Raw genomic sequence first — 11,036 nt, forward strand, 5'->3', positions numbered from 1 at the left:
GCGCCGCCCACCTCGGCGGCTTGGAGAATCTCCGCGGCGTTGGAGGGCTTCACCGACCCGCCGTAGAGGATCGGCGCGCGGTCGGCCGCCTGCCCGAACATCTCGGTGAGCGTGGCGCGGATCGCCCGGTGGACCTCCTCGATCTGCGGCGTGGTGGGGGTCAGGCCCGTGCCGATGGCCCAGACCGGCTCATAGGCCACGGCGAAGGCGCGGCCGGCCAGTTCGGCGGGGAGCGAGCCCCTCACCTGCCCGGTCACCACCGCCAGCGCCCCGCCGGCCTGGCGCTGCTCCAGGGTCTCGCCGACGCAGATGATCGGCTCCAGTCCCACCCTGAGCGAGGCCCGCGCCTTTTCCGCAACGAGGGCGTCGGTCTCGCCGTAGCCGGCGCGGCGTTCGGAGTGGCCCAGGATGACGAGGGTCGCCCCGGCGTCCGCCAGCATCGCGGCCGAGACGTCCCCGGTGAAGGCGCCCGCGTCCTCCGCCCGGCAGTCCTGTCCGCCCACCAGCACGCCGGTTCCCGCCAGGCGCTCGGCCATTCGCTGGACCAGGGTCGCCGGCGGGCAGAGGGCGACGCGCGCCGGGTTAGCGCCCAGGTCGCGGGCCACGGCCTCGGCTTCCGGCAGCGCCGCGTCCACCCCGTTCATCTTCCAGTTCCCAACGATCAGCGGCGTCGGAGCGGTCATTTGGCCTCACTTTTGTCGGAGGGCGGGGCGGTAAGCCATGCCGGGGGGCCTGTCACGCGCTTGCGGTGACAAAGCGGCCTCCACTATACCGTCGCTTCGCCCGTGCCCGGGAAAGGGAATAGATGCTCACCGCTATCCGCGCCTTCGCCAAGTCCTGGGTCGCCGCCGTGCTCATCGGCCTGCTGATCATCAGCTTCGCCGTGTTCGGCATCAACGACATCTTCACCGGCAACGCCGGCGACCAGGTGGTCAAGGCGGGCTCCCGCACCCTGACCTCCGCCGACTTCAAGCGCGAGTACGACACCTACAAGACCCGCTTCGAGCAGCAGGCTGGCCAGCCGATCACGCCTGAGATGGCCTCCGCCAACGGCCTCGACCGCCGCGTGCTCGACGGCGTCGCCACCCGCGAGGCCTTCGCCGAGCTCCTGTCGCGCGCCGGCGTGCGGCCCTCCGACAAGCTGCTGATCGCCGAGCTGCAGAAGATTCCCGCCTTCTTCGACCAGGTCTCCGGTCGCTTCGATCCCAAGATTTATGAGCAGCGCCTGGGCGAGAATGGCCTGACCCCCACCAAGTTCGACCAGGTGCTGCGCGACGAGATGGCCGAGCAGCACCTGGCCACCAGCCTGGTCAACGGCCTGCGCGTGCCCCGCGCCTATTCCGCCCTGGGCGCGATCTACGCCATGGAGAGCCGCGACCTGGCCTATTTCCCGGTCTCGCCGCAGAGCGTGCCGCAGCCGGCGCCGCCCACCGACGCCCAACTCACCGCCTTCATGCGCGAGAACGCCAGCCAGCTTACCCGCCCGGAATTCCGCGTACTGACCATCGTGCGCTTCAGCCCCGCTCTGGTGGCCGGTAACCTGACCGTCGACGAGGCCGAACTCACCAAGCGCTACAATTTCCGCAAGGACACCCTGTCGACGCCCGAGACCCGCACCGTCGTGCAAATCCCCGCCAAGGACCAGGCCACCGCCCAGCGGATCGGCCAGCGTCTGGCTGCCGGCGAAGCTCCTGCCGCGGTGGCTCGCGCCTCAGGCGTCGATGCGCTGACCTATGAGAACAAGCCGCAGACCGCGATCCCCGACCGCCGCGTGGGCGCCGCAGCCTTCCAGATGCAGCCAGGCCAGGTGGCCCCCGTCCAGGGCGACCTGGGCGTGGCGGTGGTCAAGGTCGTGTCCGCCACCCCCGGGCGGCTGGTGACCCTGGAGCAGGCCCGCCCGATGCTGGAGGCGGAGCTGCGCAAGGACGCCGCCGCCGAGCGGGTCTATGCCCTGACCCAGGCCTATGAGGACGCCCACCAGGGCGGCTCCGACCTGGCCGGTTCGGCCCAGAAGGCCGGCGTGGCGGCCACCACCATCGGCCCGATCAGCCAGCAGGGCGGCGACCTGCAGAACCAGCCCGTCCAGGGCGTGACCCAGAAGATCGTCGAAACCGCCTTCGCCCTGCCCGCCGGCGGCGAGAGCGATGTCACCGAAGCCGGGAACGGCGAGTATTTCGCGGTGCGCGTAGAGCGGATCATGCCGCCGGCCATGCCGCCGTTGGCCGAGGTCCGCCCGCAGCTCACCCGCGTCTGGATGCTGCGCGAGGTGGTCAAGCGCATGCAGACCCGCGCCGACGAGCTCTCGGCCCGCGTCCGCAAGGGCGAGGCTCTGGACGCCGTGGCCGCCTCCACCGGCGCCAGCGTCGTGCGGGTGGGCGCCATCGACCGCCAGTCCGCCAGCCAGAACCAGCAGGTCTCCCGCGACATCCTGGGCCGCGCCTTCGCCGCCAAGCCTGGCGAGGTGTTCACCGCCGACAACAGCCAGTTCGGCCTGGTGGTGGCCCGTGTGGAGGCGGTTCGCGCCGGCTCGGGTTCGACCCTGGCCCGCATGGCCGAGGACAGCCGGCCGCAGATGACCCTGGCGATCTTCCGAGAGATCGGCGAAGCGGCCAGGACCTCGGCGCGCCAGACCCTGAAGGTCAAGACCGACTACGCCCGCGCCCGCGCCGCCATTGGCCTGGAACCGGTCCAGCAACCCGCGGAGAAGGGCAAGGCGAAGTGACCGTCGAGCCGTCGTTCGAGGCCTTCGCCCCGACCTACGACGGCGGCGCGCCGCAACTGGTCTGGACCCGGCTGATCGACGACCTGGAGACGCCGGTCTCGGCCTATCTGAAGATCGGCCATGGACGGCCCTACGCCTTCCTGTTCGAGAGCGTCGAGGGCGGCGCCTGGCGAGGACGCTATTCGATCATCACCCTGAACCCCGACCTGGTGTGGCGCTGCCGCGGCGACCAGGCCGAGGTCGCCGAGGGGCTGGACATCGCCGCCGAGCGCTTCACCGCTCAGCCTGGTGGGGCGCTCGACAGCCTGCGCGACCTGGTCGCGGCCTCGCGCATCGACCTGCCGGCCGGCCTGCCGCCGCCGTCCGCGGGGGTGTTCGGGGCCATGGGCTACGACATGATCCGGCTGGCCGAGCATCTGCCGGACATCAACCCAGATCCCCTGGACCTGCCCGACGGCGTGATGACCCGGCCATCCATCGTCGCCATCTTCGACGCCATCGCCCAGGAGATCGTGCTGGTGACCCCAGTGCGGCCCGGCGCGGCCTCGGCCCGCGAGGCCTATGCGCAGGCGCAGGGCCGACTGCACGGGGTGATGGCCGACCTGAAGCGTCCGACGCCAGCGCTGATCGGCAATGGCCGGGCGGAGGCCGACGCCTTCACCACCCCGGTCTCGCGGGAGGCCTACCGGGCCATCGTCGAGAAGGCCAAGGACTACATCCGCGCCGGCGACATCTTCCAGGTGGTGCCCAGTCACCGGTTCCGCGCGCCCTATGGTCGCGATCCGTTCGCGCTCTACCGCTCCCTGCGCCGGACCAATCCCTCGCCGTTCCTGTTCTACCTCAACTTCGGCGGCTTCCAGCTCGCCGGCTCCTCACCGGAGATCCTGGTGCGGTTGCGTGACGGCAAGATCACCATCCGCCCCCTCGCCGGCACCCGGCCCCGCGGCGCCACGCCGCAAGAGGACCAGGCGCTCGAGCAGGAGCTGCGCACCGATCCCAAGGAGCGGGCCGAGCACCTGATGCTGCTGGACCTGGGGCGCAACGACGTGGGCCGGGTGGCGATGCTCAAGCAGGCCGGCGCCAACGAGCCGCAGGCCGCCCGCTCGTTGGCCCCCAGGGTGCGGGTCACCGACAGCTTCTTCGTCGAGCGCTACAGCCACGTGATGCACCTGGTGTCGAATGTAGAAGGCGACGCGCCGGACGGCCTGGATCCCGTGGACGTGGTGATGGCGGCCCTGCCGGCCGGCACGCTCTCGGGCGCGCCCAAGGTGCGGGCCATGGAGATCATCGATGAGCTGGAGATCGAGAAGCGCGGCATCGGCTACGCCGGCGGCGTCGGCTACTTTGGCTGCGACGGCTCGGTGGACACCTGCATCGTCCTGCGCACGGCGCTGTTCAAGGACGGCGTCATGTACGTCCAGGCCGGCGGCGGGGTGGTGGCGGATTCCGATCCGGACGCCGAGTACGACGAGACCGAGCACAAGGCGCGGGCGCTGCGCCGCGCGGCCGAGGAGAGCTGGCGCTTCGTCTAGCGGACGGCGCGATCGGCCGCGATGGGCGTGCTGGTCAGCGGCGGGGCCAGGATCATCGCGGTGGCGAAGGCCAGGGCGGAGACGGCGAAGAACCCCGCCGCGCCCACCACAGGCCACAGCCGCTGGCGCGGCGCCGGCAGATTCAACAGCGCCCGCGCCTTGGCCAGCGCCTCCGTATCCAGGGCCGAATCGATGATCGCCATGGGCTTGAGCATCCTGCTTGGCGCTGGAGCCGCCAACCCCTAGAGAGGGCGCATGATCCTGGTGATCGATAACTACGACAGCTTCACCTACAACCTGGTTCATTACCTGAACGAGCTGGGCGCGGAGACGCTCGTCCATCGCAACGACGCGATCACCGTTCCCGAGGCGCTGGGACTGAAGCCGCAGGGCGTGCTCCTGTCACCCGGACCCTGCACCCCCAACGAGGCCGGAATCTGCCTGGAGCTGCTGCGCGCCGCGCCGGCCGACCTGCCGATCCTGGGCGTCTGCCTGGGCCACCAGGCGATCGGCCAGGCCCATGGCGGCGAGGTGGTGCGCGCCAAGGCGGTGATGCACGGCAAGACCAGCCCGATCCACCACGCCGACCGGGGCGTCTTCGCGGGCCTGAAGAGCCCCTTCACCGCCACCCGCTACCACAGCCTTTCGGTGCAGCGCGGCGACCTGCCCGCCGACCTCGAGGTCACCGCCTGGACCGACGACGGCGAGATCATGGGCGTGCAGCATCGGACGAGACCGATCCACGGTGTGCAGTTCCATCCGGAATCGATCGCCACGGAATGCGGTTACGAGCTCCTGGCCAACTTCCTCGACATCGCCGGCGTCAAACGCCTCGCCCAGGCCTGAAAAACCAAGACCTCATGTCCGACGCCTTCAAGCCGTTGCTCAACCGTCTCGCCGACGGCGCCACCCTGTCCGAGGACGACGCGGAGGAGTTCTTCTCCGCCTGCCTGCGCGGCGACCCGACCCCCGCCCAGGTGGGCGCGGCGCTCACCGCCATGCGGATGCGCGGCGAGACCATGGGCGAGATCACCGCCTGCGCCCGGTCCATGCGGCGCGCCGCGATCCACCTGCAGCCGCCGTTCCCGACCATCGACGTCTGCGGCACCGGCGGCGACGGCCTGCACACCCTGAACATCTCTACCGCCGTGGGCTTCGTGGTGGCCGGCGGGGGCCTGAAGGTCGCCAAGCACAGCAACCGGGCGCTCTCCTCGAAGTCCGGCGCCGCCGACGTGCTCACCGAGCTGGGCGTAGACATCGAGGCGCCCGCCGAGCGCCAGCTGCAGGCGCTGAACGAGGCCGGAATCTGCTTCATGTTCGCCCCCGCCCACCACGGGGCCATGCGCCACGTGGCCCCGATCCGCGGCGAACTGGGGTTCCGCACGATCTTCAACCTGCTGGGGCCCCTGACCAATCCGGCCGGCGCCCAGCGCCAGGTGGTGGGCGTGTTCGCCGAGCGATGGGTTTCGCCGCTCGCCCAGGTGCTGGGTGCGCTGGGCGCCGAGCGGGCCTGGGTGGTGCACGGCGCCGGCATGGACGAGATGACCACTACGGGCGAGACCAGCATCGCCGAGTACGCCGATGGCCAGGTGCGGCTGTTCACCGTCACGCCGGAAGCAGTGGGCCTGCCCCGGGCGGCGCTGGCCGATCTCACCGGCGGAACCCCCGCCGAGAACGCCCAGGCGCTGCGCGACCTGCTGGACGGGGCGACCGGCCCCTATCGCGACATCGTCATGCTGAACGCAGCGGCCGCCTTCCTGGTTGGCGACCAGGTGGAGACCCTGCGCCAGGGGGTTGAACTGGCCGGCGAGGTGATCGACGACGGCCGCGCGAAGGCCGCGCTCGACCGGCTGATCGCCATCACCCGCCAGGCCGCATGAGCGACATCCTTGCCAAGATCGCCGCCTACAAGCGCGAGGATGTGGCGGCCAGGAAGGCGCAGCGTCCGCTGCGCGAGGTGGAGGCCGCCGCCCGGGCCTGCGACGCCCCACGGGGGTTCCGCGCCGGGCTGGAACGCGCCCACGCGCCCGGCCGGCTGGCGCTGATCGCCGAGATCAAGAAGGCCTCCCCGTCCCGCGGCCTGATCCGCGGGGACTTCGACCCGCCGGCCTTGGCCCGGGCCTATGAATGCGGCGGCGCGGCCTGCCTTTCCATCCTCACCGATGGCCCGAGTTTCCAGGGCGCCGACGCCTTTCTCACCGCAGCGCGAGATACCGTCGCCCTGCCCTGCCTGCGCAAGGAATTCCTGGTCGACCCGTGGCAGGTGGCCGAGTCGCGGGCGCTGGGCGCCGACGCCATCCTGGTGATCCTGGCCATGGTCGACGATGGTCTGGCCGGTGAATTGATGGCCGCGGCCCGCGAGCACGGCATGGACGCCCTCGTGGAGGTCCACGACGAGCCCGAACTGGCCCGCGCCGGGCAGCTCGGCGCCACCCTGGTGGGGGTCAACAACCGCGACCTGAAGAGCTTTGATGTGGACCTGGCGGTGACCGAGCGCCTGGCCGCCGCGGCCCCGGCAGGGGCCCTGCTGGTGACCGAGAGCGGCATCTTCACCGCCGCCGACGCCGCGCGGCTGGAGCGCAGCGGAGCACGGGCCATGCTGGTGGGCGAGAGCCTGATGCGGCAGGCCAACGTGGCCGCCGCCACCCGCGCCCTACTCAACTGAGTCGGCCTGGCCGATTATCGTCTGCCGCAGTTCCCGTGATTTTTCAGCGCACATCCCGGTAACTTGACATTAATGCGGAACACCTAGAGAACAATCCAACAACGTTTGTGCTTTGTTCTTCGAGGTCGCCGTCATGCTCACCCGCAAGCAGCACGAGTTGCTCATGTTCATCCATGAGCGGATCAAGGAGAGCGGCGTCTCGCCCTCCTTCGATGAGATGAAGGAGGCGCTGGACCTGGCGTCGAAGTCCGGCATCCACCGGCTGATCACGGCGCTGGAGGAGCGCGGTTTCCTGCGGCGCCTGCCGCACCGGGCCCGGGCGCTGGAGGTGATCAAGCTGCCGCAGCAAGCCACCGCGACGGCTCCGCCCATGGGCCGGTCGCCGTTCAAGCCGCAACTGGTCGACGGGGCCGGTGGGTCGCCCGCCGCCGCCAACGACACCCGCGAGTTGCCTGTGCTGGGCCGCATCGCCGCCGGCACGCCCATCGAGGCGATCCAGCAGGAGCGGGACCGCATGCCGGTGCCCGAGAGCATGCTGGGCGTCGGCGAGCACTTCGTCCTGGAGGTGCAGGGCGATTCAATGATCAACGCCGGCATCCTGGACGGCGACTTCGTGGTCATCCGCCGCACCGACGCAGCCAACTCCGGCGACATCGTCGTCGCCCTGGTGATGGGCGAGGAAGCCACCCTCAAGCGCCTGCGCCGAAAGGGAGCCTCCATCGCCCTGGAGGCCGCCAACCCGGCCTATGAGACCCGCATCTTCGGACCTGATCAGGTGGCCGTTCAGGGCCGGTTGGTGGGCCTGATCCGCCGCTATCACTGAGGCTTACGCGGACAAGCTAACTTAGAGCCCCGGCCCCAGCGCCGGGGTTTTTCGTGTCAGGGTCGGGGATCGACGCCCCAGGTCCAGGGCCGGCGCCCCCGCAGGTCCTGCGCCCAGACCATTCGCCAGCCGCCGCCGGCGCGCCGGTAGAGCTCGACCGAACCGCCCCGGGCGAAGTCATGGCCGGTGAGCACCAGGGGCCCGGCGCAGGCCTCGGGCCGGAAGTCGTTGCGCAGGATCACCACCTCCCCCGAGGCGCAGAGGGCCTCGATGCGGCCGGGCTTCAGGGGCCGCCGGACGTTCCAGGCCGCCGCCAGGCGAACCGGCGCCCCCGGTCCCGGCGCGCAGCTCCAGGCGTCGCACTGGAAGCGGGCGTCGCGGGCCGCTTCCGAGATCAGCGGCGTGAGGCCCCGCCGACGCGCCCACAGCTCGGCGCCGAACAGCTTTACGTCGGGACGCAGCAACACCGCCTCGCGGCCCTGGCGCAGCGCCACGGCGGCGCCGTCGTGCGCCACCCAGATGTCCGGGGCGGCCGGCCGGGGCGTCAGCAGGACAGCCAGGGCGAAGGGCGCCCCTGCCCACCTTAACCGACCCTTCCACAGGCACAGCCACAACAGGCCCAGGAAGGCCACCGGCAGCGTCCAGGCCGGAGCGCTGGCCACCACCAGCTGCGCAGCGGGGGCGCTGGCGGCGGTGTGCGCCACCCGGTTCATCATCTCGATGGAGGCGCCCGCCACCTCCAGCGGCGCCTGGCCAAGGCCCAGGGGCGTCAGGGCCGCGCCTAGCGCCAAGCCCGGCATCATCAGAAAGGACGAGATCGGCGCCACCACCAGGTTGGAGATCAGACCCCAGGTGGCCACCCGGTTGAAGTGCTGGATGGCGAACGGGCCGGTGGCCAGCCCGGCCACGAAGCTCACCGCGATGCTGGCCAGCGTCCAGGTCACCGCGGCCTGGGCTAGGCGGATCGGCCAGGGCACGTCGATCTCGCGCACGGGGCGCGGCCAGGCCTCGGCCAGGGCCACCAGGGCGGCGGTGGCGGCGAAAGACATCTGGAACCCGGGCTCGGTCACCGCCTCCGGCTGCAACAGCAGGACGGCCATGGCCGCCAGGGCCAGGGCGTGCAGGCTGATCGCCTGGCGGTCCACCAGGATGGCGCAGAAGGCCACTCCCGCCGTGATCGCCGCCCGCTCGGCCGGCGGTGGCGCGCCGGAAAGCACCAGGTATCCGCCCACGGCGGCCAGGCCCAGGATGGCGGCCAGCTTCTTGCCCGGGACGCGCAGGGCGAGCCACGGCCAGGCGGCGACGCCCAGTCGGGCTGCGCCGAAGGCGAACCCGCCGACGATGGCCATGTGCAGGCCGGAGATCGAAATGATGTGCGCCAGGCCCGAAGCGCGCAGGTCGTCCACCTGTTCGCGCGGGATGAAGGCTTCGTGGCCGGTGGTCATGGCCGCGGCCAGTCCGCCACTCTCTGGGCCCAGGGCCTCGACGATCCGCAGCGTCAGAGCCCAGCGAACGGCGTTGACCCGCATGGTCAGTCGAAGCCGCCAGGGCGCGCTGACCTGCGGCGTCCAGGGGCGCGGCTCTGCGAGCGCCAGGCCCACCCCACCGACGCTCTCGAAAAAGGCGTCGCGGGCGAAGTCGTAGGCGCCCGGGCTGGCCGGCGGTGGCGGCGGATTGACCAGGGCGAACAGGCTGACCGCCTCGCCCGGACCGGGGAGCGGGGTTCCGGGGCGCAGAGTCACCCGTACTCGGATCGGCGTGGCCTCGGCGGTCCAGTCGCCGATCCGAACCGGGGCGATCAACAGCCGCTGGCCGCCCTGTCCCGGTTGGGCTACGTCCACCACCCAGCCTTCCAGCCGCTGCGGCTTGGCGCCGGCCGGGGCGACGGGAGCCTTCACGCTCTCTGTGCGCAGCTTGGCCACCGAGAAGCCGCCCAGCGCGCAGGCGGCCAGCACCAGGGCGCAGGTGACCGCCCGCGCCGGGCTCCAGCGGCCGCCCACCACCAGCAGCGCCAAGGTGAGACCCGCCAGCACCCAGGCCACCCAGGCCTGGGGCTCGCGCAGCAGGCCAAAGTAGACGGCCGAGCCCAGGCCCAGGGCCACGGGGGTCCACAGGGTCCAGCGGTCAGCCTGCAGCGCCGTCTGGTCGCCCAGCCAGTCCAGGGTCCGCCGCAGGTTAGGAGCCGAGCTGGCGGGCGTGCTAAGAGCCCCGGCCCAAGCGCCGGCCCGCGCCGACGCCTCCCCAGACCCTTCGAGATCGATGTCCGACCGCCCCGTCGTCACCCGGATCGCCCCCTCGCCTACCGGCTCCATGCACATAGGCACGGCCCGCACGGCGCTTTTCAACTGGCTTTATGCGCGCCACACCGGCGGCAAGTACTTGCTGCGGGTGGAGGACACCGACAAGGAGCGCTCAACCGAAGCAGCCGTAGGGGTGATCTTCGACGGTCTGGCGTGGCTGGGGCTGGAGGCCGACGAGCCGGCGGTGTTCCAGGCGGCCCGGGTGGAGCGCCACCAGACCGCGGCGGCCGAGATGCTGGCCCGCGGGGGAGCCTATCGCTGCTACATGACCGCCGAGGAACTGAACATGGAGCGCGAGGCCGCCCGCGCCGAGGGCCGGGTGATCCGCTCGCCCTGGCGCGACCACGGCGCCGGCAACTACGACGAGACCCAGGCCTATGTGGTGCGCCTGAAATGCCCGCTGGAGGGCGAGACGCGGATCGCCGACCAGGTGAAGGGCGAGGTCAAGTTCCAGAACCGCGACCTGGACGACCTGATCCTGCTGCGCACCGACGGCACGCCGACCTACAACCTGGCCGTGGTGGTGGATGACCACGAGATGGGCGTGACCCATGTGATCCGGGGCGACGACCACCTGATCAACGCAGCCCGCCAGAAGCAGATCTACGACGCGATGGGATGGGACATTCCAAACATGTCCCATATCCCGCTGATCCACGGCGCCGACGGCGCAAAACTGTCGAAACGCCACGGCGCGCTCGGGGTCGAGGCCTACCGCGCGATGGGTTATCTGCCGGCGGCATTGCGCAACTACCTGGTCCGGCTCGGCTGGAGCCATGGCGACCAGGAAATCTTCTCGACGCAGGAGATGATCGACGCGTTCGATCTGCCATCGATCGGCCGCTCGGCGGCGCGGTTCGATTTCGCTAAGCTGGAAAACCTCAACGGCCACTATATCCGTCACGCCGACGACCAGGCGCTGGTGACCCAGTTCGAGAAGGTGCTGGACTACAACCCCGACGGCGCGGAGCTGAAGGCCAAGCTGAACGACACC

At 71.0% G+C, this 11,036-nt stretch carries 10 protein-coding genes; 7 read left to right on the top strand and 3 right to left on the bottom strand.

The window, feature by feature from the left end:
* The coding region (gene tpiA / locus ACLL81_RS03820) for a triose-phosphate isomerase (RefSeq protein ID WP_411287020.1) at window positions 1-683 on the bottom strand (683 nt) is incomplete at its 3' end.
* Between the two features lie 122 nt (window positions 684-805).
* Here tpiA and ACLL81_RS03825 point away from each other — a divergent pair.
* Entirely contained in the window at window positions 806-2,722 is a 1,917-nt protein-coding gene (locus ACLL81_RS03825) for a SurA N-terminal domain-containing protein (RefSeq protein WP_411287021.1), read from the top strand.
* Window positions 2,719-4,254, top strand: coding sequence for an anthranilate synthase component I (trpE, locus tag ACLL81_RS03830; protein WP_411287022.1), 1,536 nt, complete (start codon window positions 2,719-2,721; stop codon window positions 4,252-4,254). Before ACLL81_RS03825 ends, trpE begins: the two co-directional genes overlap by 4 nt.
* Here the strand turns inward: trpE and ACLL81_RS03835 are convergent.
* Window positions 4,251-4,457: a hypothetical protein gene (locus tag ACLL81_RS03835; protein ID WP_411287023.1), complete on the bottom strand. Its 207-nt coding sequence runs from the start codon at window positions 4,455-4,457 to the stop codon at window positions 4,251-4,253. The genes trpE and ACLL81_RS03835 overlap by 4 nt on opposite strands.
* A gap of 52 nt (window positions 4,458-4,509) precedes the next feature.
* On the opposite strand from ACLL81_RS03835, the gene ACLL81_RS03840 reads away from it, so the two are divergent.
* From ACLL81_RS03840 to lexA, 4 genes are all read left to right on the top strand, one after another.
* Window positions 4,510-5,100: an anthranilate synthase component II gene (locus ACLL81_RS03840; protein ID WP_411287024.1), complete on the top strand. Its 591-nt coding sequence runs from the start codon at window positions 4,510-4,512 to the stop codon at window positions 5,098-5,100.
* Between the two features lie 14 nt (window positions 5,101-5,114).
* Window positions 5,115-6,134, top strand: a complete 1,020-nt coding sequence (gene trpD / locus ACLL81_RS03845; RefSeq protein WP_411287025.1) for an anthranilate phosphoribosyltransferase — start codon at window positions 5,115-5,117, stop codon at window positions 6,132-6,134.
* Window positions 6,131-6,919, top strand: coding sequence for an indole-3-glycerol phosphate synthase TrpC (gene trpC, locus ACLL81_RS03850; protein ID WP_411287026.1), 789 nt, complete (start codon window positions 6,131-6,133; stop codon window positions 6,917-6,919). Before trpD ends, trpC begins: the two co-directional genes overlap by 4 nt.
* Before the next feature lie 133 nt (window positions 6,920-7,052).
* A complete protein-coding gene (gene lexA / locus ACLL81_RS03855) occupies window positions 7,053-7,742 on the top strand; it encodes a transcriptional repressor LexA (protein ID WP_411287027.1) in 690 nt (229 codons plus the stop codon).
* 56 nt (window positions 7,743-7,798) lie between these two features.
* Here the strand turns inward: lexA and ACLL81_RS03860 are convergent, their stop codons facing one another.
* Entirely contained in the window at window positions 7,799-10,024 is a 2,226-nt protein-coding gene (locus tag ACLL81_RS03860) for a ComEC/Rec2 family competence protein (RefSeq protein WP_411287028.1), read from the bottom strand.
* Between ACLL81_RS03860 and gltX the strand changes: the two genes are divergently transcribed.
* The coding region (gltX, locus tag ACLL81_RS03865; protein ID WP_411287029.1) for a glutamate--tRNA ligase at window positions 10,002-11,036 on the top strand (1,035 nt) is incomplete at its 3' end. The two genes, ACLL81_RS03860 and gltX, sit on opposite strands and share 23 nt — an antisense overlap.

This window comes from Phenylobacterium sp. (genome assembly GCF_046590535.1).
GTDB lineage: Bacteria > Pseudomonadota > Alphaproteobacteria > Caulobacterales > Caulobacteraceae > Phenylobacterium.

What these genes read in the sequence shown, in the direction of transcription:
- trpD (WP_411287025.1), top strand. Translation starts at nt 5,115, where the DNA reads ATGTCCGACGCCTTCAAGCCGTTGCTCAACCGTCTCGCCGACGGCGCC.
- ACLL81_RS03825 (WP_411287021.1), top strand. Translation starts at nt 806, where the DNA reads ATGCTCACCGCTATCCGCGCCTTCGCCAAGTCCTGGGTCGCCGCCGTG.
- lexA (WP_411287027.1), top strand. Translation starts at nt 7,053, where the DNA reads ATGCTCACCCGCAAGCAGCACGAGTTGCTCATGTTCATCCATGAGCGG.
- ACLL81_RS03835 (WP_411287023.1), bottom strand. Translation starts at nt 4,457, where the DNA reads ATGGCGATCATCGATTCGGCCCTGGATACGGAGGCGCTGGCCAAGGCG.
- trpC (WP_411287026.1), top strand. Translation starts at nt 6,131, where the DNA reads ATGAGCGACATCCTTGCCAAGATCGCCGCCTACAAGCGCGAGGATGTG.
- ACLL81_RS03840 (WP_411287024.1), top strand. Translation starts at nt 4,510, where the DNA reads ATGATCCTGGTGATCGATAACTACGACAGCTTCACCTACAACCTGGTT.